Genomic DNA, 24780 nt, shown 5'->3' on the forward strand with positions numbered 1-24780 from the left:
ATCTCCGAGAGTTCAACTCTTTTCCGTTGTTGGTTAGAGTTGGATTAGCTATGTACGGACTGTTTACCGTGATTTGCCAATCAACGAGTCGCACTTAGAGTTGGGTTCCTGACCAAAGTTTAACGGAAACAGCGGATAGGAATGCAGCAATTGCTCAGACTTGGGAAAAGCTTAGTTCCTCGCCGAGGATATGCGGAAGTTTCGTAACTCAGTAGTAACACGAAGGGAACAACCAGCACAAGCTCCAACGGGAATTCCCGGGCTTTGCTGGATGAATGTTTTTTCCTGAGTTGTTGTAAATTGTCGATCGAGAACGACCATTACAACTCTAGTCTAGCTTGCAGTAAATTTTGCCGATCGTCCAAAAGTCGCTCTATCTGGCGTCACCATGCTGCTGAAAGATTTGCAGGTGCGATCGCGATCGTTGTTTGCTAATTCCCAAAGTGCGATCGACCGACATAGGTTAAAAGTTATATAGCAATCCTAAATCATTTGTAAATTTCTTACTCCCTCCCCTTAATAAGGGGAGGGTTGGGGTGGGGTAAAAAACTTTACGACTCATTTAGCACTGCTATAGTCGATCGCATAAGCTACCTTAAGATAATTATGCGTTTCTTTCGTTTTGGCTGTCTTGGTATTTTAGGCTTGTTAATTATCCTCTCCGTTGCCCCCCGACAAATTATGAAATTGGGTATTCGCACGGCCGAATTTAGTCCTGATGGCAAATATTCGATCGCGATTCTCAGATATCCGATGCTGTTTTCTATGCCCGGTGGAGGAAGCGATGCCCCCTGCGATGTATTTCTGTTGGATGCGGCTGGAAAAGAGTTGAATGGTACAAGTGTTGACATGGTGCAACTTGTGTCTGTGCATTGGCAGGGCGATCGGGTGAGAATTGGGGATATGTTAGATGAATGGGAATTGCCGAAAATAGATAATATCAACATTTTGCTGTTTAGTGCTGCTTACACGGGCGATCGCGCAGCAGTCGAAAATCTCTTGGCAAAAAATGCAGATATCCATTTCAAGACTTATTTAAACCAAACACTGTTACACGCGGCTGCTTTTGGCCCAAATCAGGCAATTGTACAGTTGTTTCTCCAAAAAGGATTGGATGTAAGGGCTCTCGACAAATCAGGACAAACGCCCCTGCACGCGGCGGCTGCTGGACGGGGTAGCGGGGCGATCGACCTTTTAATCGCCAGCGGTGCAGACATGGAGGCGATCGATCTCCCCCGTCACGATACTGGACAAACAGCACTCAACATCGCAGCAGAAAGTGGCAATTCTCAAGCAATGAAAGCCTTGATCGAGCGAGGCGCCAAGGTGAATGATAACACCTTTTTTTCTGTAATCAATAGGTTTGAGTCTGAAAAAAAGAAGCAAGAGATAATTGAATTACTTCTCAAGAATAAACCCCAAGTACCATCAGGTTTACTGTACAGCGCTGTCTCCGGTCGAAATATCGAGATTGTAAAATTATTGATCGATCGCGGTGCTGATGTCAACGCTCCAGATCCTTACGATAATACTACTCTGTTGATGAGAATTGTGCAATTCAATACTGGTATCTCTCCGCAATTAAAACCTGCATTAGTAAAGTTGTTTCTTGCAAAGGGTGCGGATGTAAACGCTCGAAACAAAAATGGTGCAACTGCTTTAAGTATTGCTTACAAATCATCCACTCCGGAGATTGTTAAGTTACTCAAACAGCACGGAGCTCAAAGATAAATCGGCGGTTTAAACTTATCCTCAACAAACTAGGCTGGCTCAGGGATAAACGAGGTTTGAAAGTCGTATTTTGTATGCGGTAGTCAGAGGGCTAAAGCCCAACAACGTACCTCATACCTCATCTTTAATCTGCCGAGGCGAATTTAGGAGTCAACGAGGTTTCAAAGTCGTATTTTGTATGCGGCAGTCAGAGGGCTAAAGCCCAACAACGTACCTAATCTTTCTGATAACCGCTATACATTTTAGGGATTTGTATTTATATCAAATCTGGCTGTACCGCAACAAAGTCTGACGCCAATTTCAGGGCATCTTCGCGAGTCGCAATTCTCCCTTCCACCCGCGCTAATTGAATCTCCATTAACAATTGACCGATGCGCGGACTTCTGGGAATATTCAAAGATTCCATTAACTCATTGCCGCTCACTAATTGTGTGGGATGGGCGACTATATCACCGACATCGAGATAGCGATTAATTAACAGTGCAATCTCCTCAACCGCAATTCCCGCTGCCATGGCTAAAACTGCTAAAATTGGAAATACTATTCCCACGTCGCGAAACAAGAAATACTGTTCTCGTAAGGACATTTCTGCAATCGGTTGTGCTTGAAGTTGTGGCAAATATTTCAAAAGCTCGATCGCACTTTTAATCTCTGCATTGCTGTACTTCAACCGCAGCAACTCGGTTTCAGCGATTGTCGGGTCAGAATTTGCCAAAACAGCCAACTTCCCGATCGCCAACAACGGCGTTTTAATTGTATCTCGAATCGATCGCCCAAACTCTCTCTCCAACTCCGGGTAAATTGCCGCCAAATCAGCAGCACACGAGTCAATTTTTGTCAAGATATCGAAACGGTCGATCGCACTTTCAAACCAAATCGAAAACAACCCATCTTCGCAACCCTTACAAATCCAAGGAACACCGTTATTATTGCTCAACAAATAACCCAATTCTGTCCGCACCCGTTCCACCGCCACCCGACTCAACAACGGCGCCAATTCCCGAATCGCCTGCAAAGTTTCCGGTTCGATCGCAAAACCCAACTGTGCTGCTTGGCGGTAAGCTCTTAATAACCTCAGCGGATCGTCCTCTAAATTCGATCGCGAAATCATCCGCAGCAAACCCAACCGCAAATCAGTTTGACCGTCCAAAGGATCGATGATTTCTCCGGTAAAAGGATTGCAGGCGATCGCATTTATCCGAAAATCGCGGCGGTGCAAATCCTCCTCCAGACTCCCCCCGAAAGCCTGTGCAAAATCCACCGTACCGCCCGCAAACACCACCCGCGCAATCTGTCGTTCCGCATCCAACAACACAAATCCGCCTTTCGTGCGATCGGCAATTTTTCTAGCAGTTTTCACTGCCCGTGCTAACATAACGAAATCCAAATCAAAATAGTGCGATCGGCGGCCCAGCAGCGCATCCCGCACCGCGCCGCCCACCAAATAAACAGGCGGTGTCAGCAGTTCCAAATCGAACGGCCAAGTCTCAGGAGATAACGCAGGTGGCAAATTCATCGGCATCGCAACAAAAATCTACTTTCCTTACAAACAATAAAACTCTTGCTACGCTAGATTAACAGAAAGCTCAAAATTCACCAATCTTTTTGAAATGCACAGAGGATATCAAGAATGTGTATTTGTATTAACTGCCACTATGTAGACCGCTGCTTCACATACCACGCCGTAGAAGGACAGCACGAACAAATCCACCTCACCGAAACACCCGATTTCGACCCCGTAGAACCCACCATCAACGTCAACATCCGCCCCCGTCAAGACGAAGTAGAAATGGAATGGGATGTAGTCGGGTGTCAAAGTTTCAAACAAGAGACCGGCAAATGGGCAAAATTGCGGCCGGGCGAACTCGTCCCGACTTGAGTCAGTTGACAGTTGACAGTTGACAGTTGACAGTTGACAGTTGTTAGTTGTTAGTTATTAGTTATTAGTTGTTAGTAGACCGTAGACATTTGACCTGTGGTAGGGGCAGTGCCCCCGTGCCCGCCCTCTTCGTTAACAGTTGGTATTTTTTAGTTCCAATTCCCGATGTCCGATGTCCGATGCCCGATGCCCAATTCCCAATTCCCAATTCCCAATTCCCGATGTCCGATGTCCGATGCCCGATGCCCAATTCCCAATTCCCAATTCCCAATTCCCCATTCCTAAATCTAAAATCTAAAATCCAAAATCTAAAATCAAATGTCCTATTGCTTAAACCCAACTTGTCAGAATCCGCAAAACCCCGGTGATGCAGAATTTTGCCAAAGTTGCGGCTCAAAATTGTTGTTAACTAACGAACAATCGCCATCAGCATCTCGCTACCGTACCATAAAGCCGATCGCGCAAGGAGGCTTCGGCAGAACTTTCCTAGCAGTTGATGAAACCAAACCCCAGACTTTTGGGCAGTGCGTCATCAAGCAATTTTTCCCGCAAAACACCGCAGCCGAAAAAGCCGCCCAACTCTTCCACCAAGAAGCAGCCCAGCTAGAAACCTTGGGAAAACATCCCCAAATTCCCGAATTAATCGCGCATTTTGAACAAGAGGGAAGACAATATTTAGTACAAGAATTTATAGACGGCAAAAATTTAGCTCAAGAATTAGAACAAAAAGGAGCATTCACCGAAACCCAAATTCGACAAATCCTCAACGATTTATTGCCCGTAATCCACTTCGTTCACAAATCCAAAGTTATTCACCGCGATATCAAACCAGAAAATATCATTCGCCGCCGCCTATCTCCCGCCCCTTTACCCGCCTTAGAAAATTCCTATCAACCCTCTCCTTTCCAAAAAGATATAGTTTTAGTAGACTTTGGTGCAGCAAAGAAAGTAACAGCAACCGGATTGCCACAAACTGGTACAATTATCGGCAGCGCTGCTTATACAGCCCCAGAACAATTGATGGGAAAAGCAGTTTTTGCTAGCGATATCTACAGTTTGGGTGTTACTTGCATTCACTTGCTGACTCACATTCCTCCCTTCGACTTGTTCGAGGGCGCCGAAGATTCCTGGGCTTGGCGCAATTATTTGAAGAGTGCTGTTAGCGACGATTTCGGCCGCATCCTCGACACGATGCTCCAAAGTGCCACCAACCGGCGCTACAATTCAGCATCCGCAGTCATCCGGCAGTTGAACCCCAAGCCGGTCTATTTAGACGCGCAGCCCGTGCTGGATGCGCCGGAAACAAGCGCAGAATCGAAGCCTGCACTGGCCCCGGCACCTGCGCTTTTGGGTCGGGAACAGCAAGCCGAAATTCAGCAAGCTTTACAAGAGGCGATCGCCCCGTACAATGTTACAATCCAAATCAGTCAAGCCAAGCAAAAGCTCAATATCGTCATCAACAGAACCGAAGACAATCCTGTTCACTATCCGCACTTATCCCAAATAATTGCCACCAAACTCACCGCTTTGCAGTTAAATAAAGTCACAGCCATTAAGCTGTTGGGAAGAGTAAACAATTCTCGCGTCCCCGAGTGGAAGGAAGTATTGCAAATCGATCCCAAAATTCAATTAAAAAACAAACTCCTGCGGCTGCAACACAATCAATTAGCCAAGAAAATCGCCCCAGTTGTTACCCAAGAATTTTGGCTTCCGAAGTTGAAAACTCAGGATTTCTGGCTCGATTCGCTCATGTTTGCTTTAGTTTGGTTTATCTTTGGCTCTCAAATAGTCATTTTTAATTCTTGGTTCGCGCTTATAGTTGCATCCGGTTTTATGGTTGTCAAACATCAAGTTTCTCAAGACAAAGAATTTGCGAACAAGAATTTATTTGCCAGTTTAGTAGTGCTGTTTTTGATAACTGGTGGCATGGGCAATTCAAGGATTTTAAACACGGGAATATTTGGCATTCTATTGGGTTGCTTGGTTGTGGCATTGCCGCTGTTTTTTGTGAAGGAAAATTATCAGTAATCGTGAATAGCAATCCCCAAGACAAAACATTAGTAAAAAAATACGGCTTAGCGTTGCACACCTCAACACCAGAATTAGGTTTAGCAATCAGCAATTTTTCCGGCGATAATCGCTGCCAAACTTGGAATTTGGGCCGCAGTTTAGCAACGGATTTACACCAGTATTTAGTAGAGTTTATCGCGCCGCAAACTTGGGCAGATTTGGCTTTTATTGCAGTAGCAAAGGGGCCCGGAGGTTTTACGGGGACTCGCATGGGTATGGTGACGGCGCGGACTTTGGCTCAACAGTTGAATATTCCGGTTTTTACTATTTCAACTTTGGCGGCTGTTGCTTGGGCTGCACCCCCCCAACCCCCCCTTACTAAGGGGGGGCTTTTGAGTGAGGAAGTCCCCCAACCCGCCCTTGCTAAGGGGGGGCTTTTGAGTGTGGAACCCCCCCAACCCCCCCTTGCTAAGGGGGGGCTTTTGAGAGAGGATATTGCGCTGCAAATGCCCGCACAGCGAGGTCAATTGTTTGGCGCTGTTTATTCAGTTAACGGTAATTCGGGTTTAACTGAGTTATTTCCTGATACCGTAATGACTCCTGAATCTTGGCAGGAAAAGCTGGAAAGCTGGGAAAATTCCTATCAGTTAATTGAAGTTGGTAGCGAGTTGGGTTCGTCGGTTTCTGGTGTGTTGGATTTAGCTTATTTGGAGTGGAAACAAGGAAGTCGCCCTGATTGGTGGGATGCTTTGCCTTATTACGGGCAACATCCCGTGCAGGGAAAATGAATATTGGGCAAAACTTACGCATTAAGACCAAAGAAACCGGGTTTTTTACCTAATCTCTGGGTGATAACGAATAATTTTTCTAAAAAACCCGGTTTCTGACTACCCGTGCGTAGGTTTTATTGGGACTTAATTTGGTAATTTTTAAGGATTTGTGAATGAGATTTTTTTATTGAACCGCGAAGGCGCGAAGGGCGCAAAGGAAGAGAAGAGAAGAGAGAGTTTTTGTTGTTGTTTATTTCAGGGCGATACAAAGTTCGAGGCAAAAAGTTAATGTCAGCGCATCTGGGTTTTCGGTTCGCAATTGGTCGATTTCATCGGGATTGCAGCCGCGAGATTCCATAAAAGCGAGCATCCAGCTAATTAGCGCATCAATATCAATGTATTTTGCTCCGAGACATTCGGGGCAAGTTTCTCCGTTGACTGTACCTGTGCCTTCGCACTCGGGGCAATCCCAGTGGGTGTTTATCGAATTGGACTCGATTAGGCTGTTGCTCATTTTAGGCAAAAGTACGCGTGCGCGTAGCTATCGGGCTCTTAATCGCACTACAAGCTCAGTTTAGCAATTGGTTGGGGAAATTCCGAACAAAATTCAACAGCGCCAACGATTAATTATGACTTTTATGAGTTCAAAATTATGATGTTTATGAATTGACTTGAAGCTCAGCCTGTTTCATAATGTTAATTGACTGGTGTTAGTAAACCACATTCATGAAAAAATCCTACAGCTTCTTAATATATGGAAAATCGACTGACTCAAATTCAATTAACGCAAATAGTAGCTGAAGTAGAACGCCTTTCTAACGTCCGGGAGGCTGAACTTAGTTCCGAAGAAGTCACACAAGTTTTGCAGGAATTGGGCTTGCCGACTGAGTTGCTAGATGAGGCTTTAATCCAGTTACAGCGTCGGGAAGCACTGGCAAAGCAGCAACGCAATCGGTGGATTTTTGGATTGTTAGCGGTGGTAGTTGGGGTGGTACCGATCGCAATTACCGGATTCTACATTTACCAAAATGAACAAGCGATCGCCCGCGTTTCAATGCAACAAAACCGCATAACTTCCGTGCAGGATGATGGCGGCAATTTGACTGTTATTTTCCGCCAAAACAATCCCGAAATCTTTTACCGTACTACCTTAAAGGATGCACCTTTAGGCAAAAAACTATCGATATCCTGCGATTGGATCGATCCCAGCGGTCAAGTTGTCAAACAAAACCGCTATCAAACTCGCGAAATCGACAAATCCATTTGGAATACTCAATGTCGTTACAAAATTGGTGCTGCTGCTGCTACCGGAAAGTGGCAAGTTAAAATGTTTCTTGAAAGTCGGGCGATCGGCAGTACATCCTTTGAAGTTAAATAATCATCAAAAACTCGCCTATGGATTCATTTTAACATGGTAAAAATAAACAAAAAGCGTCAATTTATAGGATACTGGGGCAGCGATTCCCGCGATAAATTGGAAGCACTGCTAGCCAAAATAGTTAGCCAATCTGCAACAGAAATCCCAGTCCAAAAAGTCGATAATTTGTCCAGTTTCGCCACCACAGGCGACGAAAATTACCCAATTTGGAATGTTGTCAGTACGGAGTGCGTTAGCGAAGCCCTCGAAGAGGATCGCCCGCAGCACTTGCCAACCCAAAAAAGCGCTAAAACTTGGCAAATCGCTGCCCTCTCAGCATCTGGGCTATCGACTAATCCATCATCCAACGGTTTGCTGTTACCTGATGCCTGGGCAAACGTCCGCGAAAATTGCCTAATTTTGGGACGAGAACCCTTTGGGCGAGTAACACTTTACTGGACGCAAATCGGGCAGAGTATTTGGTTTGCATCGAGTTTACAACTGCTGTTAAATATTTGCAAAAAACCAGATATCAGCATTCCAAGTTTGTACGGTTATAGCTGTTTTTCCTACGTTCCAACTCCCTTAACTCCTGTAGAAAATGTGTTCGCAGTTCCCGCCGGAACCGAATTGACATGGGAGTGCGATCGAGATAGCGGTGTCATTCTTGAAGCCAACTCAAAACGCTTGTTAAAATGGCGAGAAAGTTCAGAAAAAATACAAGACGAAGCAGAAGCAATAACACAATTACAAAACTTACTTAAAGATGCCGTTGAACGTCAAATTTCCGACATCAATAGCAATGAAACAGTCGGAGTATTTCTGTCAGGCGGTTTAGATTCCTCAGTAGTCGCAGCATTATTAATCAAAGCCGGAGTCAAAGTCCGCGCTTATACTCTCGACTTCGGCGAGGCCGGAATTCCCGAATATCCTTGGGCCCAAAAAGTTGCCGATTCGCTGAACATTCCCTTGGTAAAAGTAGATGCTAGGCCACATCGGATTAAACAAGTCTTGCATTCTGCGGTGAAAGCTTTAGATTTGCCCTTTGGTGACGGAGTTACAGTCCCGCTGTACCTGTTAAATGAGGCTGCGAGTCAAGAATGTGCGATCGTTTTTAACGGCGAAGGTGGCGATCAATTATTTGCAGGCTGGACGAATAAACCCCTGATTGCAGCGGCTGTTTATCAAGCAGCAAATCCCGCCGGAGACCAAACTTTTGCCTTGCAATATTTGCGAACTTTTCACCGCCTTTGGGGATACGAATCTAAAGTTTATCAGCCGGAAATTTACACTCAAATTCAGGATTTGCAGCCTCAAAATTGGCTGTTAGAGGCTCTTAATCCTTCTGTGGGCGCGTCTTTGCTGCACCGCCTCCGCCGCGCGGGTTTGATGCTGAAAGGCGCGCAGAACATCCATCCGCGGGCTGCTAATTTGGCTTTGGCTTTTGGTCTGAAAGTGCGATCGCCCTTTTGTGATTTTGCCCTCACAGACTGGACATTTCAACTGTCGGGAGAACTGTGTTTGCGAGGTGCTTGCGAGAAATACATCCTCAAACGGGCGGTAGAAAATTGGCTACCTGCGGACATAGTGTGGCGGGAAAAGCGCGGTATGGGCGTGCCCTTAACTTCGTGGTGTTTTAATGAATTTTGGCATGACATCGGCGATTGGTTGAATCCTGCCGTGTTGCGATCGGAGAAACACTGGAAACCAGATTTAGCGGCTCAAATTATGTCCGGCAAATTCGCAGCCGGAATTCAAGGCCGACGCATTGGCGAGATGATTTGGCTATTGGTGATGTGGCAAAATTGGCGATCGCAAATTTTAGGTGAAAATGTGAAAAACAAATCTTGGAATCATCCGTTTTGGTTGCCTCGAACGGTTTGGAATTACCGCCAGCGGTGGAGAGAATGAAAGCTACTCCCTTGATTACTCGGCGGTTGAAACCGCGTCTACACAAACGAAGTCCGCCTTCGCGGACTAAAGAATAAGTGAGGTATTAAATCTGAATTTGGGATAATTGCTAATTAAACAAACATCTACTTTACACTTATGCAAACAATTACCGATCGCAAATCAATCATCAAACAACCGCCTTTCACTCTAGCTATAGCCCAAGAGTTATTAGCCACCTACGGTTCGCCGCTGTACGTTTATCAAAGCGATATTTTGCGCCGAACTATTGACCGCATTACTAAGGCGATCGACTATCCGCGAACTCAATTTTGTTTTGCCAGCGTTACCAACGGTAGCATCGCATTGCTGCAAATATTTCGAGACAGCGGGTGGGGATTGCACGCCAATACACCGGGAGATATTTATTTAGGAATTCAGGCAGGTTTTGCACCCCAAAATATTGTTTATAGTGGCAGTAATCTGCACCGAGACGAGATGGAACAAGTTCTCAAATGGGGTGTCAAAACTCTGAATTTCGACAGTCTTAGCCAGTTGCAGTTGTGCTGCGAAGTGTACCAATCTCTGAGGGAAAACCAGCAGGCTTTAGAACCGCCCAGTCTGGGTTTGAGGCTGAATTTGCCCGAATTAACGGGGGAAAGTCGCATTGGAGTGCGATCGCCCGAATTTCCACAAGCAATTGCGATCGCCAAAACAGCCGGATTAAAGCTAAGTGGCTTACATTTCTATCGCGGTACCGGCACTAATTCAACCGCAGCCTTTACTCAAGTAATTGATACCATAATTGCCGCAGCCCAGCAATTGCCAGATTGGGAATATCTCGACTTTGGCGGGGGCTTTGGCTATCCTTACCACAGTGGCGGTACAGCCTTTGATTGGGAACTATTTGGGGCAGAATTGACCAGTAGAATTAGTCAATTAGACCGCGCAATTGAATTAATAATTGAACCTGGAAGAGCCGCTGTAGCAGGATGTGCTACTTTGCTGGCTCAAGTTGTTTCCACAAAATGGCAGGAAGCTAAACAAATTGTCGGTGTAGATACGACTGTTGCTAATCTTTCAGTACCGTCGGTTCATGGTGGTTATCGAGAAATTTGTACCTGGAATTGTCGGGATGCTCTACATTTTACTGATGTTTGTGGCAATACGACTTATTCGCGAGATTATTTGGGGAAAAACTGTCAACTTCCGGCTTTGACTATTGGCGAAATCCTTGGTATTTTAGATGTGGGAGCTTACGGCTATGCCATGTCGTCGCACTTTTTGCACCGCCCAAAACCTGCGGAAGTGCTGTTAGAAAATAGCCAACATCGCCTAATTCGCCAAAGAGAAGATTACAGCATTTTGCTAGCAAATCAAGTTTTTTGAATAATCAATAGGAGACTTTTATGAAGTGCATCAAATGTGGAACTGAAAACAAGTTAAAAGACCGCACAGCGTGGCGCGGCCGCTGTCTCAAGTGCGGCCATAAGTTTGCTTTTGAACCGACTGCAATGACTGGTGTCAAAATAACTGACCCGATGTTTGCCAAGGCGATCGCAGATATTTCGGTTAACGATACGCTGTTTTTTACCCCTAAACAGTTATTTTACCTTTTAGACAAGCGATCGAAACCAATAATTGATGATATGTCCCACACAATCCCCGGATACCTAATTATTAATATAGTTTCGGGTATCTTGGCTCTTTTCTGCACATTGATTCTATTTCCTGAATCGAGTATAGCTTGGAGTCTCATAATGTTTGCGATTAATAGTTTATTGATTGCAAAAACTTTTACTGCTAGCCGTTCTAGCAAGTATCTGTATCAACAACGCCAGAAATTTGCAAAAAATTTGCAAATTAGGGGAGTAATAGTTCTGGTATTCGGAATTGGTTTTAATCTGTTATCAAGTTCCTTTTCGCTGTTTTTAGCAAGCTGCATTATCGGAATAACATCTATCTATTTGGGTGGATTAAAAAATGAAAATAAACCTGCAAATAGTCAAGACTTTACGATTGAGTCAAATCAGTTTCAAGGTTGGATTAATACTTGGACAACCATTAATTCTATGACTAAAATGCTACCACCTCCCCGCGATACAAATGCAAATGTCACCGTCAGTCCTGATGTCAGCGCTTACAGTTTCGATAGATTGCTGGTGTGCGATCGCCCGGAAATTGCCCAATTCTTAATCGCCAACTATTTTCACTTTGAAAACAACTGTGCAGTCCTCAGTGTTACCGGATATCCTCAAAGTATCTTCGATACAACGATGGAAATGCTGCGCCGCAATCCCGACTTAAAAGTGTACGCTTTGCACGATTGCAGTCCCAAAGGAATTGGTTTAGTTAACCAGCTACGCACGAGTCCTAATTGGTTCCCAGATAACAGTGCGATAATTATTGATATTGGATTGTTACCAAAGCAAATTCTGGCGGGTGGCAGCAGTATGTTTGTTTTGAGTTCCGAAAAAAATGCACGAGATGCTGTGAAATTGCGACCAGAGATTCGCCAAGATTTATCTGCTGAGGAATTGCAGTGGTTGGAATTAGGTAATTATGTAGAATTGGAATCGTTTAGTCCTCAAAAACTGATTCAAATTTTGAATCGAGGAATTGCGGGTAGTCGAGATTTAGGTGGCGATGATAGCACTTTGATTCTGCTAGGTGGCACGGAGAGTTCTATCTATGTTGTTGACAGTTTTGGTTGAGGTTTGTGGGGTTACGAGGAAAGGACACGGCAGTGCCCATTGGTGTCAACTTAACGTCAAACCGGCCGTCTCTCTTGTTGGTATCAAAGTTTCGATCCCCCCTAACCCCCCTTAATAAGGGGGGGACAAGAAATATCCTCAAAGTCCCCCTTATTAAGGGGGATTTAGGGGGATCTAGACTGGGGTAAAAGCGAGAATTCTCAGGGGTTTCAGGCTTAAGTTGACACTAATGGGCACTGCCTAAGTCCCTACAAATATAATGTGCAATCGCTCGGACATGATCTTACTTATTACCTTGCAGCCAAAGCTCTAAACTTGTCAATAGCCACAGCTTAACGCCATAACGCCCCCAAGTATCTCCTTCATAATCTAACCATTGAGCAATTAAAGATTGATTACAATAAGGAGCAATAGCAGCTCTTCTTGACAATAGCAAACCCCTAGCCTCCCGCTGCCAAAACCTCTTAAACCCTTGCTGTACGGGAACTAGCATCCCGCTTTTGGGCCTGTCTAAAATTTGAGCCGGCAGCAAATTTGCCACCGCTTGTTTGAGCACAGCTTTCTCCACAACCCCGGATAATTTGTACTCAGGCGGAATCGTCATACTCAAATCCACGATTCGCCGATCGAACAAAGGCGATCGCCCGTGCAAGCCCGCAGCTTGAGTCAAGTTGTTCACTTTGGTCAAAATCTGGTCAGCCCCCTTAAACTTGATATTTAATGCCATTAATCGATTCAGATAATTGCCGCTTGCATTCAAATCCGCACTAAATACCGAAGGTTCTGCTTGCATCGCTGCCCAAATTTCCGGTTTTAACAGTTGAGGTAAATCCGCAGCGCACTTTTGAAATGAAAGCAAATATGCTGGCAGTGAATCCAAGTTCGTGACAGAATTGTACAAGCTGTTCATTAACATTGGTTGATTTTTGGGGCCACCAAAACAAGGATCGCCACCTTCGCCGTTCAGAATTACTTCGACTGATTCCCGCGCCATTCTTCCTAATAGCAAGTTTGGCACTGTCAGCGGATCGCCGATCGGATCGTCTAAGTAACCCATAGTTTCTGGCAACTTTTCCCACATATCCCGAAAGCTAATTTCTAAAATGTGGTGTTCAGTTTGACAGTGTTGGGCGACTAAACTGGAAAACTCTAATTCGTTGGCGCATTCTTCGCCAAAATGAATTGAGTAAGTGTGAATTGGTCGATCGCAAAATTGAGCAGCTAAAGCCGCGATGCAGCTAGAGTCTAACCCGCCGGAAAGAAAGACGCCTACAGGTTGATTTGCTGGCAAATATTCCCGGACAATTTCATCTAAAAGAGTTCGCAATCTCGCGCCGTGCCATTCTAAAGATTGTTCCGCCTCGACAACTTGTTCTCGCAGTTCCCAGTATGCCGAAATTGTCTCGTCAGGAATGCTTAAAATGCTTCCTGGGCGCAGTTCTCGGACTTGCTGCCACAGGGTACGATCGCCTGGAACGAACGAACAACAGAGGTAATCTCGCAGGGCTGTGAGGTCGATCGCCCTTGAGTGGTATTTTGCGATCGCCCGCAGTTGAGGCGCAATCCAGCGAGTCGCGCCAACAGTAGTGTAGTACAGAGTGCGCGCGCCCGTGCGATCGCGCGCCAGCCGCAAAACCTGCGATTGACGATCCCAAACCGCAAACGCAAACATACCCGCCAGCAGCGGCAAGCATTCAGGGCCCCAGCGTTCCCACAGTTGAGCCACTAATTGGCGATCGCACCCCTGCCAACTACTCGCAGAAATGCCCAATTTTTCCAGCAATTGCGATCGATTGCTGAGCCAAATATCGCCTACAATCACAAATTTTTCAGAGGGACTGAGAATTAGCTGAACACTTGGGTTAGAGCAAATAATCGCAATTTGACCTTCTCGCCACGCTGCATCATCTGCGATCGCGTCTATTTTCCCCCAAGCTATCCGCCAACTTGAGGCAAATTCAACCAGAGGACTTGGAGGAACTGAAATTTTTTGTTTTTGGCTACTCTTGTAATTCAGTAATGATTTTATATTGTTCATTCTGGCAAGCTTAATATTATTTAGAATAATATTAACTTTAACAGAAACGTACACCCTGCGATCGCTTTATTTCTTAGTCCGCGGAGGCGGACATCGTTTGTGTAGACGCGGTTTCAACCGCCGAGTAACCGTAAGGTGCGCCGAAGCGCACCCTACGTAGCCGAAACAGATTTATCGCCCGCCAGCTAAAACCGATCGCAATTTGCGATCGCGCTGGGATTTATCCCTAAGTTCAGGAGTTGCCATCCGCAACACCAAATCCAGCAACCAAGGCGCAATTCTGTGACACCAAACCGCTAAATGACTTTGATATCCTACCAAGATTTCCGGCGCATCTTTGTGCAATCCCGCGACAAGTGCGAGGGCAACTTTTTCGGGAGTTGTCGGTACTACCCAGCGAAATTGCTCCAAGTCTCGCACCATGTCGGTATCTGTGAGAGATGGTAGCAAAGCTGTGACTCGGACATTGTAGGCGGCTAACTCGCTGCGTAATGCTTGGGTAAAGCCCAAAATGGCAAATTTAGTAGCAGAATAAGTTGCCATTGTAGGAGCGGCAATTTTGCCCATCAAGCTCGAAACATTGACGATTGTTCCGTCTTTTTGGGCAGCCATTCGCCTCGCTATTAACCGGGTGATTGTGTAGGTTCCGAGCAAATTTAAGGCGATTTCTTCCTCAATTAACGGTAGCGGCGATCGCAAGAATGATGCTTGGTGCGCGACGCCTGCACAGTTGACTAGCAGGTGAATCGGGCCGTTATCTCGCCAAGCTTGGGCGATCGCAATATTCACCGCCACTGACTGAGTTAAATCTAAAGCTAACGGCACTACTTCTGTACCAAAAACATCGATTTCCTCTGCCAATTCGATCAACTGGTGGCGGTTGCGCGCTACAATCAGCAAGCGTTTGACTCCTTGTCTGGCTAATTCCAGGGCGATCGATCGCCCAATTCCACGTGAAGCCCCTGTAACTAGAGCTGTTTTTCCTTGAAGCTGCATAGATAAAACCCTCTGATTTTGATACTCACCGCGCGCGAAGTTATAAGTTGCGAGTTATGAATTTTGTGGAGTTAACTCAAAACTTTTGAATCGCCAACGGGCGCGTGAGTTGAACTAAACTTTTGGTTTGCCAGAAATTGGTTGTAAATCTGGCTACTCAACCTCATTCAAGCAGACAAACCTGAGATGGGAAAACCAGGTGGAAAATCATACCGACTTTGGCTTAATTTCCCTCTTTCTTTAGTCTGCGAAGGCAGACTTTGTTTGTGTAGTCGCGAATGACCTTCGCCGGGATTTTTGAGCAATACAGAGCATAAATTCCATACCTTAAAATTGGGTCTGAAGCTTCCCCATTTAGGGGAAAATCAAACAAAATGATTCATTGCTCCAATCCTCTTCTATCGACGGCTATAGGTAGCTGTCAACTGTCAACTGTCAACTGTCAACTGATGAAACCTCCTAGATATGAGAATCTCCTATCTACACACACGTTAACAACTCCACCTCAAAGCTGCAACAATTTTTAATAAATCTTCCGCAACACTTCTTTACAATCTTCTCAGACGGTCGATTTCCAAGTACCGTGAAAGCCCAAAGGTATGACACCAGGCAATTCTAGCTGACAAACAGGCGGGCGCGAAAGTCCGTCGCACTCATATATCCACACTTCGCTGCTATCAGAATTGCCGTCGTAAATAACTGTCAAAATCCAACCTTTCTCCGATGAAATATCTGGAACGTAGATGGGTTCTGCGGGATAGCGATTTTCGCCGCAGTCGGCAATTGTGAGATTGCGGGTTTGCGTGTCCAAACGGGCGATCGCGCCGTAACGTTCCGCTACAATATCAACATCAGGCCGATACATTGCCAGATAAATATACCGCGAGTCTTGTCCTACTTCTGAAGCAGGTACAACCGGAAACTCACAAGGTTTATCCAACAATTCTTCTATTCCTGTCACTTTCCCTGTCAAAGGATTGAGATGCACTCGGCAAAGAATACCCTCCGCATCGGTGTGAGTTTCACCAGTCGCTACTTCTTTCAGTCGCTGATTAGTTGTAAAATCAGCAAAGCGCACAAAATCTACCGCCACCGAACCATCTTCCTTGACAAAACCGTTAGCAAAATGCCACTGAAACCAAGCATCGGTTTCGCCGCGACTAACTAAAGACAGAGTTTCCGATTCAAAAACTAATATCTGCGTTCCTAATTCCGGTTTCCACTTAAAGGACTCGCTATAACTGCTAATTCCCGCTAACAATGGCAACAAATTGACTTGCACCGGCGGAATAAAAAATATCAAATACTTTCCCGCAAACACAAAATCGTGGATCGGGGAAATTCCATCTAAAGAAACAGTTGATTTTTGTACGACTTTGCCAGTAAAATCGCTTTTATACACATTCAATTTTGGACTCAGACCCGGTGTAATTCCAAAATTAAAAATATTCCCAGTAATCGGATCGCACTTGCAGTGAGCGGAATAACTAAATTCCTTATCTAAATTGCCTAAATCGTCCGTTCCCAGAGTTTCTAGGGTTTGTAAATCAAGGCTATGAGGCGGCCCACCTTCCCATAGTGCCAAAAGGCGATCGGGCAAAGCTAAAACAGAAGTATTCGCAGCATTTTTAACTGTTTTCGTCCACCGCAACCACACAGGGCCCGGCGCTGTCATGCCGTAATTACTGTAGAGAAATCGATCGGCTTTTTCTTCAGCTAGATATCCCGCTGTTTGCACGTAGCGATAAACAGCAGCAGCACCGACATCAGTAAAATGTACTGCCAAAATTGCACCGTCGCCATCAAACCAGTGTCCCGCAGCAACACCGCCGCGTTCCAAACGTGCCGGCCCGTTGCGGTAGAGACTGCCGCGCAATCCGTCGGGAATTTTACCACTTTTAACCGATAGCTGAGTCAGCGGAAACTCCGCAGCAGGACGGGCTAAAGATTTGGCCCAGGATTTTTTAGCTGAGATTTTACTGTCTGTTTTCATTCGCAACTGGCAATTTTTAGCTGAGCTGGCAGAAATTTTGCTATACAATTATAGCACAAATTACCTAACAGTTATGACTTTCGCCCGCCGCTACCTGCTCAGAACTTTTGGGCTGACTGCTATTGGTACTCAGCTTTTACCCATCGCCCAAAACAACCTATTGTCGAAAAGTGCGATCGAGCCGCGCCGCCTCAAAGTCGGCGATACAGTAGCCTTAATCAATCCTGCCGCTTTCAACTACGAAAAAGAAGTGCAGCAATTTTTCAAAGTGCTGGATAACCTAGGCTTAAAAGTTAAGCTAGGAGAGCATTTTTACGACCGCTACGGCTACTTAGCAGGCAAAGATGCCGATCGCGCCGCCGATGTCAACGCAGCCTTTGCCGACGACTCAGTGCAAGCTATTTTTACCGGGATGGGCGGCTGGGGCTGCGGTCGCATCTTGCCGCTCTTGGATTACAATACAATCCGCAACAATCCCAAAATTATTATGGGATTCAGCGATATTACTGCCCTATTATTGGCAATTCATGCTAAAACTAATATAGTTACTTTTCACGGCCCTTTAGGTGTCTCAAGTTGGAGTCCCTTTACAGTAGATTACGTCAAAAAAGTTTTGTTTGACGGAGGTTCTGTGACCATGCAAAACTCCAAAACTATGCCTGTAGAGACCATCCGGCGCGGCACAGCTAGGGGAAAACTCATCGGCGGCAATTTATCAGTAATCTCAACACTAATCGGTTCAGCTTATTTGCCGGATTGGGAAAACAGTATTTTGTTTGTCGAGGAAGTTAGCGAAGAGGTTTATCGTATCGATCGAATGTTGACGCAGCTCCAATTAGCAGGCATTCTTGATAAAATATCCGGTTTTGTTTTCGGACAGTGCACCAAGTGCGAGGCCGAAAAACCGCAAGAGTCCCTCACCTTGTCTCAAGTCTTGACGGATCGCATTCGCCCCTTGAATATTCCCGCCTGGTACGGTTCGATGGTGGGACACATTCGGGATAAGTTCACTTTGCCGATCGGCAAAGAAGTCGAAATCGACGCAACTGCTGGTACAATCAAATTATTATCATCCGCCGTCAGCTAAATCTTGAACTATTCTCAATATTCCTAAGGTACGTAGTTGCGCTTCAGCGCTCTTAGCTTATATTATAAAGAGCGCCCAAGCGCAACTACGTACCTAATTACGTTTAACATTAAGTCGTCACCAATGGGCAGATCGCGAGTAACCATTCAAATACACAATCATAAATACCGTGAATAAAATCCCACAATTCATTAAATTATTAACAGCAATCATCCTGACAATAGTTTGCGTATTTCCGCTCAATCTCGGCGCATCAGCAGCCAATAAAATCGCCAACCAAGATACAATCTATCAGCAGCGAACAATCCACAATCCCGACGGCACCGGCAAATTTTACATGGGTCGAGAAATTGCCCAAGTCATGGGATATCAAGGCGCTAGTTGGCTGGAAAGACCATCTCGTGGCATGGAAGAAAAATCAGCTCGATTAGTCAACAATCTAGATTTAAAACCAACCGACATTGTAGCAGATATTGGAGCCGGAACCGGATATTTTAGCTTTCGTATCGCCCCCCTAGTTCCCGAAGGAAAAGTTTTCGCCGTTGACGTACAGCCGGAAATGCTCAACTTTATTGAATTAAATAAACAAGAAAAAAATATCTCTAACGTTGAGCCAGTTTTGGGAAGTATCGACAATCCCAATTTGCCGGAAAACAGCGTCGATTTAGTTGTGATGGTGGATGCCTATCATGAGTTTGCCTATCCCAGAGAAATGATGCAAGGAATTGTCAAAGCACTGAAACCAGGAGGCCGCACAGTATCGATCGAGTATCGGGGCGAAAATCCGCTGCTTCCCATTAAAGGTTTGCACAAAATGACCCAGAAACAGGTGAAAAAAGAAATGGCCGCCGTCGGTTTAGTATGGAAAGAGACAAAAGATATGTTACCCCAGCAGCATTTAATGGTGTTTGAAAAACAATCTCAAATTTAGTAGCAAAGAAAACAAATTTGTTACCATTTTTTCTGATTTTTGTCAAGGGACATAAGCCGTATTCATGCGAAGGAGCGATCGCCCAAAAATACTAAGCATTAAGTAAGCCTTAAGATAGGCATTGTGTTCAAAATGTCAATCTACAATTAAAAATTGACAACCCAGAGGCGCTTCCCTAATTATTCCAGCGAAGAAGTGTCGCTACTAAAAGGTACTAGCTTGAACATTCCAAGTTCCATCCTCACCATGCTCGTCGGCATCGGAGTGACTCTGATCAGTCTCTGGTACGGCCAGAATCATGGATTAATGCCGATCGCCGCCTCGGCTCAAGCATCGCAGATAGACGGACTATTCAACACAATGATGACACTTTCCATAGGATTATTTATCCTAGTCCACGGAGTGATAGTCGTTGCTGTAATTAAATATCGCCGTCGTGAAGGAGACAATACAGACGGGCCAGCTTGGCATGATAACTTTCCCTTAGAAATTCTATGGACAGCCCTACCAGCGGTGATTATTTTAGGTATCGGAGTCTACAGTTTTGAGATTTACAACTCAATGGGTGGCCTCGATCCGATGGGTAATCACGATCACGGTACAATGCAATCGCACTCTAAAATGCGCGGAAGTGCGATCGCAGGCACGCTGTCAGATACACCACAAAAAGCCCCTCAAATTCAGCCAGAAAAACAAATTGCCCTAGGCGTAGGTGCTGCCCCAGAAAACGAAGAAAAACCAGCAGACTTAGTAGTAAATGTCATGGGTTTGCAGTACGCCTGGATTTTTAGCTATCCAGAAAGTGGCGTTAGTTCCGGTGAACTGCATATGCCACTCAACGGCGACGTACAGCTAAATCTTGCAGCTCAAGACGTGCTGCACGCATTTTGGATGCCCGAATTTCGGCTCAAACAAGATGCAATTCCTGGGCGAGGAAGCGAACTAAGATTTATACCAAACAAAGTCGGCGAATACCGAATTGTTTGTGCTGAATTGTGCGGCGCATATCACGGAGCAATGAAAGCTGTAGCATTCGTTCACACACCCGAAGACTTCGACCTTTGGGTGAAAGAACAGCAAGTTGCTAGCGCTCAAAACTTAGAGCAAGCAGTTGCCATCAATCCCGAAAAAATGTCAGACGGGGAATTCTTAGCTCCCTACGTCAGGGAAATAAAAATTAATCCCGAAAGTCTAGAACAACTTCATCCAACTCATCACAAAAAATAGTCATTAGTTCCTGGCAATGGATATTTAATCCAGAGCAAATAACTAATGACTAATAACTAATGACTAATAACTATGACACAAGCACAGTTCCAAGAAACTGCCAACATAGATGCTCGCGGAACAGCACCCGCCGATAGACATTGGCGAGATTATTTCACATTTAATACCGACCACAAAGTCATCGGTATTCAATACCTAGTTACAACTTTTGGATTCTATCTAATCGGCGGCGTGATGGCTACCTTAGTGCGAACCGAACTCGCCACACCCGACTCCGATTTTGTCGCCCCGGAACTCTATAACAGTTTATTTACTGTTCACGCCACGGTGATGATTTTCCTATGGATTGTCCCCGCAGGCGCCGGATTTGCTAACTTTTTGATTCCCCTGATGATTGGGGCAAAAGATATGGCATTTCCCCGGCTCAATGCCCTGGCTTTTTGGATGATTCCCGTAGCCGGCGTATTGCTGTTGAGCAGTTTTTTGGTGGGAGCTCCCCAGGCTGGTTGGACTTCCTATCCGCCTTTGAGCTTAGTTACTGCTCAAATGGGGGAAGAAATTTGGATTCTCAGCGTTTTGTTCCTGGGAACTTCTTCGATTTTGGGGGCGGTAAATTTTGCCGTTACCATCTTCACGATGCGGGTTCCGAGCATGAGTCTCAATGAAATGCCTTTGTTTTGCTGGGCAATGATTGCGACTTCAGCGCTGACTTTAGTTGCTACTCCAGTGCTAGCAGCAGCCTTGATTTTGCTATCCTTTGACTTGTTAGCGGGAACGGCATTTTTTAACCCGACTGGTAACGGCGATCCGGTCGTCTACCAGCATTTATTCTGGTTCTATTCGCACCCGGCAGTTTACATTATGATCATGCCCTTTTTTGGGGTGATTTCAGAAGTGTTGCCAGTGCACTCGCGCAAGCCAATTTTTGGTTATTTGGCGATCGCCTATTCCAGTCTCGCCATCAGCTTTTTGGGCTTAATCGTGTGGGCGCACCATATGTTTACCAGCGGTACTCCCGGCTGGCTGCGGATGTTTTTCATGATCACCACCATGATCATCGCCGTACCCACTGGGATCAAAATATTTAGCTGGTTGGCAACTATTTGGGGCGGCAAACTCCGCCTAGTGAGTGCGATGTTATTTGGGATGGGTTTTATCTCAACATTCCTCCTCGGTGGCATCACCGGGATCATGGTAGCTTCCGTACCTTTCGACATTCACGTTCACGATACTTATTTTATCGTCGCTCACTTACACTACGTGCTGTTTGGCGGCTCAGTGTTTGGAATTTACGCGGCTTTTTACCACTGGTTCCCCAAAATGACGGGGCGGATGCTTAACGAATTTTGGGGTAGAGTTCACTTTGTTTTAACCTATGTGGGCTTTACTGTAACTTTCTTGCCGATGCACGCTTTGGGGATGCAGGGAATGCCCAGGCGGGTGGCAATGTACGACCCGAAATTTACGACAATTAATGTCATTTGTACTGTGGGCGCTTATATGCTGGCAGTCTCGACAATCCCGTTTATTGTTAACGTGATTTGGAGTTGGAGGTACGGCCCGAAAGCAGGTGACAATCCTTGGCAAGCTTTAAGTTTGGAATGGATGACGACTTCGCCACCGCCGATCGAAAATTTTGAAGGAATACCGGTATTGGCAACCGGGCCTTACGATTACGGCATGGAAAAAATTCAGAACACTGGCGAACGTCTCAGGCTGAAGTTGAGGGAAAATGCGACACGCAACGCCCAGAAACGGGGTATTCCGATTGCGGAGGCTCAAGTTTCCACTTTCTTTGGCGGGACTGCTACTTTGGTCGAGCCTGAATCAGAGATAAACGTTGATTCTCCTGGTGATGAAAGTCAAGATAGCAATTAGTCATTAGTGATTAGCGCGAGCGTCCCCGCTCGCGAACGTCATCAGTCATCAGTCAACAAACACGTCAAACCTAGTACCGCTCTGCTGTCTGACGATTAAGCTCTCGATCCCCCCTAGCCCCCCTTAGGTCGGGGGGGACAAGAAGCAATCAAAGCTCCCCTTGAGAAGGCAGGAATTGGACATACTCAAAACCCCCCTTGAGAATGCAGGAATTGGACATACTCAAAGCCCCCCTTGAGAATGCAGGAACCGGACACACTCAAAGTCCCCCTTCTTAAGGGGGATTTAGGGGGATCGAGCCTCCGCTATAAACGAGAGATACAAAGATTTTCAGACAATTGTTGGCACGAATGTTCTCTTCCTTCTTCCTTCTTCTTCCTTCTTCCTTCTTCCTTCTTCCTTCTTCCTTCTTCCTTCTTCCTTCTTCCTTCTTCTTCCTTCTTCCTTCTTCCTTCTTCCTTCTTCCTTCTTCCTTCTTCCTTCTTCCTTCTTCCTTCTTCCTTCTTCCTTCTTCCTTCTTCCTTCTTCCTTACCAACTAGCAATTTATTATGCAACAAATTCCAGCGATCGATCCAGAAAAAACGGCTCTAAATTACCACCACAGCGCCGAAATAGAAGCGCACGGCGAAGAGCATCCCGACCACAGAATGCTAGGCGTACTTGTGTTCTTGGGATCTGAAGGCATGATATTTATGGGTATGTTTGCCGCGTATTTGATTTATCGGGCGATGGCCCCGATGTGGCCGCCTGAAGGTACACCCGATCGCGAGTTATTGCTGCCGGGAATTAACACGGTGATTCTGATTGCTAGTAGTTTTGTGATTCACAATGCGGATGCTGCGATCAAAAAGAATGATGCGACGGGTATGCGAAATTGGTTGCTCGTGACTATCGCTATGGGCGTCGTTTTCTTGTGCGGTCAAGTTTACGAATACACTCATTTAGAGTTTGGGTTGACGACTAATTTGTATGCCAGTTGCTTTTACGTTTTGACTGCTTTTCACGGTTTGCACGTGACGTTTGGAGTGGTGCTGATGGCTGGGGTCGTTTGGCGATCGCGCGTACAAGATCACTATTCCAGCGAACACCACTTCGGCATCGAAGCGACTGAGATTTATTGGCACTTTGTCGATGTGATCTGGATTGTTTTGTTTGTGCTGCTGTACATAATTTGAGCGTAGGCTTTTGTACTTAGCGGGCAGGCAAGAGGTCTGTCCCACCTGAAATTAAGACCCCCGGTTGGGGGTTTTTTATTGTTTGCGAAGTGCGATCGACAGTTTGTAGTGAGGACTTCAGTCCTCATCAAAAGAAGGACTAAAGTCCTCACTACAAACCCGGCCACGATCTCAAAGCCGATCGCCCTAAATTACGCTAAATTAAAAGAAGCAATTCTCCCATCCACCAGCATTGAGGAAATTATGCAGTGCGAATTGTGCGATCGACAAATGGAAGCATTAACCGCCCACCACCTCATCCCCAAACAAAACACCAAGCGGAAGAACGAAGATCCCAGTCCGACGATCGACATTTGCTCGGCCTGTCACCGCCAGATTCACTCTCTCTTCGACAACAAACACCTCGCCCAAGAACTCAACACCCTAGAAAAGCTCAAAAATGACCCCCAACTCCAGAAATTTCTCTCTTGGGTGAAGAAACAAAAAACCGACAAACGCATTCAAGTACACGGCAAAAAAGCTTAAACATCGGCGGGCGGGTTCGGGGGTACCGCCCCTACAGAATGGCGGTGAAACTTACGATAAAGCATCGCCTCTATCGGCTTTCCACCCCGCAAATGTCGATCGGTAATTGCCGCAACTTCTTCAGCAGAAACACCGCTATACCAAACCTCTTCTGGTAGCACCAACACCATCGGCCCGTTACCGCACTGTCCCAAACAACTACTAGCGACAACTTCCACTTCTGCACCGGACAATTGCTGAAAAGTTGTCAGTACCTTGGCTGCATTTTGCTTGCGACAAGTGCGGTTTTGGCAAACAAGAACTCGCCTAGAAGATTCGATGATTTTCATGTTTTTTTGCTTGACACTCTGCTTTTTGTATGCTATATTTGTATAATGGAAATAGGTGTGGTCATATATACAAAAGTGGTCAGAGAGTCAATAGAGATTTTGGAAGAGTTCCCGTGCTAACCCAAAAATCATGATAAACCTTTTGATGCTAACCATTGGCGATCGCGCTACATAAATCTGGGATGAATCGGCTAACCGCAGATACTTTTGAGATAAACACTGATAGACGCAGATAATTTCCAGATAATT

General features: G+C 45.6%; 22 protein-coding genes. 14 read left to right on the forward strand and 8 right to left on the reverse strand.

The genetic code is table 11. From position 1 onward, the window contains the following. The first annotated feature begins 606 nt into the window (after positions 1-606). Complete coding sequence (locus tag JGK16_RS25675; protein ID WP_293176918.1) at positions 607-1731, forward strand: ankyrin repeat domain-containing protein; 1125 nt, start codon at positions 607-609, stop codon at positions 1729-1731. Between the two features lie 256 nt (positions 1732-1987). On the opposite strand, the gene JGK16_RS25680 is transcribed toward JGK16_RS25675, so the two are convergent. Continuing rightward, positions 1988-3253 carry a CCA tRNA nucleotidyltransferase gene (locus JGK16_RS25680; protein WP_293176920.1) on the reverse strand — a complete coding sequence of 422 codons (1266 nt, stop codon included), beginning with the start codon at positions 3251-3253 and terminating at the stop codon, positions 1988-1990. 108 nt (positions 3254-3361) lie between these two features. On the opposite strand from JGK16_RS25680, the gene JGK16_RS25685 reads away from it, so the two are divergent. Continuing rightward, positions 3362-3610 carry a Ycf34 family protein gene (locus JGK16_RS25685; RefSeq protein ID WP_293146353.1) on the forward strand — a complete coding sequence of 83 codons (249 nt, stop codon included), beginning with the start codon at positions 3362-3364 and terminating at the stop codon, positions 3608-3610. 132 nt (positions 3611-3742) lie between these two features. Here the strand turns inward: JGK16_RS25685 and JGK16_RS25690 are convergent, their stop codons facing one another. Beyond that, positions 3743-3889, reverse strand: coding sequence for a hypothetical protein (locus JGK16_RS25690; protein WP_293176922.1), 147 nt, complete (start codon positions 3887-3889; stop codon positions 3743-3745). Positions 3890-3928: 39 nt separating this feature from the next. Between JGK16_RS25690 and JGK16_RS25695 the strand changes: the two genes are divergently transcribed. Both JGK16_RS25695 and tsaB read left to right on the forward strand, forming a co-directional pair. Then, positions 3929-5638: a serine/threonine-protein kinase gene (locus JGK16_RS25695; protein WP_293176924.1), complete on the forward strand. Its 1710-nt coding sequence runs from the start codon at positions 3929-3931 to the stop codon at positions 5636-5638. A gap of 2 nt (positions 5639-5640) precedes the next feature. Next, on the forward strand, positions 5641-6408 hold the full coding sequence (tsaB, locus tag JGK16_RS25700; RefSeq protein WP_293193189.1) for a tRNA (adenosine(37)-N6)-threonylcarbamoyltransferase complex dimerization subunit type 1 TsaB: 768 nt from the start codon (positions 5641-5643) through the stop codon (positions 6406-6408). A gap of 232 nt (positions 6409-6640) precedes the next feature. Here the strand turns inward: tsaB and JGK16_RS25705 are convergent, their stop codons facing one another. Next, the gene (locus JGK16_RS25705; RefSeq protein WP_293193190.1) at positions 6641-6904 is read right to left on the reverse strand and encodes a hypothetical protein; all 264 of its coding nucleotides are present in this window, start codon (positions 6902-6904) and stop codon (positions 6641-6643) included. A 240-nt stretch (positions 6905-7144) separates the two neighbouring features. Between JGK16_RS25705 and JGK16_RS25710 the strand changes: the two genes are divergently transcribed. From JGK16_RS25710 to JGK16_RS25725, 4 genes are all read left to right on the forward strand, one after another. Next, positions 7145-7768 (forward strand): DUF3859 domain-containing protein, encoded by a 624-nt coding sequence (locus tag JGK16_RS25710; protein ID WP_293193191.1) that lies wholly within the window; start codon positions 7145-7147, stop codon positions 7766-7768. 33 nt (positions 7769-7801) lie between these two features. Beyond that, complete coding sequence (locus JGK16_RS25715; RefSeq protein ID WP_293193192.1) at positions 7802-9658, forward strand: asparagine synthetase B family protein; 1857 nt, start codon at positions 7802-7804, stop codon at positions 9656-9658. 138 nt (positions 9659-9796) lie between these two features. Continuing rightward, positions 9797-11026 carry a decarboxylase gene (locus tag JGK16_RS25720; protein WP_293193193.1) on the forward strand — a complete coding sequence of 410 codons (1230 nt, stop codon included), beginning with the start codon at positions 9797-9799 and terminating at the stop codon, positions 11024-11026. A 20-nt stretch (positions 11027-11046) separates the two neighbouring features. Then, positions 11047-12351, forward strand: a complete 1305-nt coding sequence (locus JGK16_RS25725) for a hypothetical protein (protein WP_293176932.1) — start codon at positions 11047-11049, stop codon at positions 12349-12351. Positions 12352-12634: 283 nt separating this feature from the next. Here the strand turns inward: JGK16_RS25725 and JGK16_RS25730 are convergent, their stop codons facing one another. The 3 genes from JGK16_RS25730 to JGK16_RS25740 form a co-directional block, all read right to left on the reverse strand. After that, positions 12635-14389, reverse strand: coding sequence for an asparagine synthase-related protein (locus tag JGK16_RS25730; RefSeq protein WP_293193194.1), 1755 nt, complete (start codon positions 14387-14389; stop codon positions 12635-12637). Between the two features lie 171 nt (positions 14390-14560). Then, a complete protein-coding gene (locus tag JGK16_RS25735; RefSeq protein WP_293193195.1) occupies positions 14561-15385 on the reverse strand; it encodes an SDR family NAD(P)-dependent oxidoreductase in 825 nt (274 codons plus the stop codon). 559 nt (positions 15386-15944) lie between these two features. After that, positions 15945-17378, reverse strand: a complete 1434-nt coding sequence (locus JGK16_RS25740) for a carotenoid oxygenase family protein (RefSeq protein WP_293176935.1) — start codon at positions 17376-17378, stop codon at positions 15945-15947. 73 nt (positions 17379-17451) lie between these two features. Here JGK16_RS25740 and JGK16_RS25745 point away from each other — a divergent pair, with 73 nt between their 5' ends. The 4 genes from JGK16_RS25745 (at position 17452) to ctaD (ending at position 22501) form a co-directional block, all read left to right on the forward strand. Beyond that, a complete protein-coding gene (locus JGK16_RS25745) occupies positions 17452-18465 on the forward strand; it encodes an LD-carboxypeptidase (protein ID WP_293193197.1) in 1014 nt (337 codons plus the stop codon). 169 nt (positions 18466-18634) lie between these two features. Next, positions 18635-19396 (forward strand): class I SAM-dependent methyltransferase, encoded by a 762-nt coding sequence (locus tag JGK16_RS25750; RefSeq protein ID WP_293176937.1) that lies wholly within the window; start codon positions 18635-18637, stop codon positions 19394-19396. A gap of 219 nt (positions 19397-19615) precedes the next feature. Then, a complete protein-coding gene (locus JGK16_RS25755) occupies positions 19616-20623 on the forward strand; it encodes a cytochrome c oxidase subunit II (protein ID WP_293176942.1) in 1008 nt (335 codons plus the stop codon). 72 nt (positions 20624-20695) lie between these two features. Beyond that, positions 20696-22501 (forward strand): cytochrome c oxidase subunit I, encoded by a 1806-nt coding sequence (gene ctaD / locus JGK16_RS25760; protein ID WP_293176938.1) that lies wholly within the window; start codon positions 20696-20698, stop codon positions 22499-22501. Positions 22502-22831: 330 nt separating this feature from the next. Here the strand turns inward: ctaD and JGK16_RS25765 are convergent, their stop codons facing one another. Further along, positions 22832-23044, reverse strand: a complete 213-nt coding sequence (locus JGK16_RS25765) for a hypothetical protein (protein WP_293203476.1) — start codon at positions 23042-23044, stop codon at positions 22832-22834. A gap of 6 nt (positions 23045-23050) precedes the next feature. Between JGK16_RS25765 and JGK16_RS25770 the strand changes: the two genes are divergently transcribed. Together JGK16_RS25770 and JGK16_RS25775 are read left to right on the forward strand one after the other, a co-directional pair. Continuing rightward, the gene (locus JGK16_RS25770; RefSeq protein ID WP_293176940.1) at positions 23051-23677 is read left to right on the forward strand and encodes a heme-copper oxidase subunit III; all 627 of its coding nucleotides are present in this window, start codon (positions 23051-23053) and stop codon (positions 23675-23677) included. 108 nt (positions 23678-23785) lie between these two features. Continuing rightward, on the forward strand, positions 23786-24202 hold the full coding sequence (locus JGK16_RS25775) for an HNH endonuclease (RefSeq protein ID WP_366053435.1): 417 nt from the start codon (positions 23786-23788) through the stop codon (positions 24200-24202). Here the strand turns inward: JGK16_RS25775 and JGK16_RS25780 are convergent. Further along, on the reverse strand, positions 24199-24531 hold the full coding sequence (locus tag JGK16_RS25780) for a (2Fe-2S) ferredoxin domain-containing protein (protein ID WP_293176941.1): 333 nt from the start codon (positions 24529-24531) through the stop codon (positions 24199-24201). The two genes, JGK16_RS25775 and JGK16_RS25780, sit on opposite strands and share 4 nt — an antisense overlap. Positions 24532-24780 lie beyond the last annotated feature (249 nt).

Origin of the sequence: Microcoleus sp. PH2017_09_SFU_O_A (assembly GCF_020738625.1) — a bacterium.
In the GTDB taxonomy this organism is placed as follows: domain Bacteria; phylum Cyanobacteriota; class Cyanobacteriia; order Cyanobacteriales; family Microcoleaceae; genus Microcoleus.

Coding starts and splice junctions, on each gene's coding strand:
- JGK16_RS25675 (WP_293176918.1), top strand. CDS start 607: ATGCGTTTCTTTCGTTTTGGCTGTCTTGGTATTTTAGGCTTGTTAATT.
- JGK16_RS25680 (WP_293176920.1), bottom strand. CDS start 3,253: ATGCCGATGAATTTGCCACCTGCGTTATCTCCTGAGACTTGGCCGTTC.
- JGK16_RS25685 (WP_293146353.1), top strand. CDS start 3,362: ATGTGTATTTGTATTAACTGCCACTATGTAGACCGCTGCTTCACATAC.
- JGK16_RS25690 (WP_293176922.1), bottom strand. CDS start 3,889: ATGGGGAATTGGGAATTGGGAATTGGGAATTGGGCATCGGGCATCGGA.
- JGK16_RS25695 (WP_293176924.1), top strand. CDS start 3,929: ATGTCCTATTGCTTAAACCCAACTTGTCAGAATCCGCAAAACCCCGGT.
- JGK16_RS25705 (WP_293193190.1), bottom strand. CDS start 6,904: ATGAGCAACAGCCTAATCGAGTCCAATTCGATAAACACCCACTGGGAT.
- JGK16_RS25710 (WP_293193191.1), top strand. CDS start 7,145: ATGGAAAATCGACTGACTCAAATTCAATTAACGCAAATAGTAGCTGAA.
- JGK16_RS25715 (WP_293193192.1), top strand. CDS start 7,802: ATGGTAAAAATAAACAAAAAGCGTCAATTTATAGGATACTGGGGCAGC.
- JGK16_RS25720 (WP_293193193.1), top strand. CDS start 9,797: ATGCAAACAATTACCGATCGCAAATCAATCATCAAACAACCGCCTTTC.
- JGK16_RS25725 (WP_293176932.1), top strand. CDS start 11,047: ATGAAGTGCATCAAATGTGGAACTGAAAACAAGTTAAAAGACCGCACA.
- JGK16_RS25730 (WP_293193194.1), bottom strand. CDS start 14,389: ATGAACAATATAAAATCATTACTGAATTACAAGAGTAGCCAAAAACAA.
- JGK16_RS25735 (WP_293193195.1), bottom strand. CDS start 15,385: ATGCAGCTTCAAGGAAAAACAGCTCTAGTTACAGGGGCTTCACGTGGA.
- JGK16_RS25740 (WP_293176935.1), bottom strand. CDS start 17,378: ATGAAAACAGACAGTAAAATCTCAGCTAAAAAATCCTGGGCCAAATCT.
- JGK16_RS25745 (WP_293193197.1), top strand. CDS start 17,452: ATGACTTTCGCCCGCCGCTACCTGCTCAGAACTTTTGGGCTGACTGCT.
- ctaD (WP_293176938.1), top strand. CDS start 20,696: ATGACACAAGCACAGTTCCAAGAAACTGCCAACATAGATGCTCGCGGA.
- JGK16_RS25770 (WP_293176940.1), top strand. CDS start 23,051: ATGCAACAAATTCCAGCGATCGATCCAGAAAAAACGGCTCTAAATTAC.
- JGK16_RS25780 (WP_293176941.1), bottom strand. CDS start 24,531: ATGAAAATCATCGAATCTTCTAGGCGAGTTCTTGTTTGCCAAAACCGC.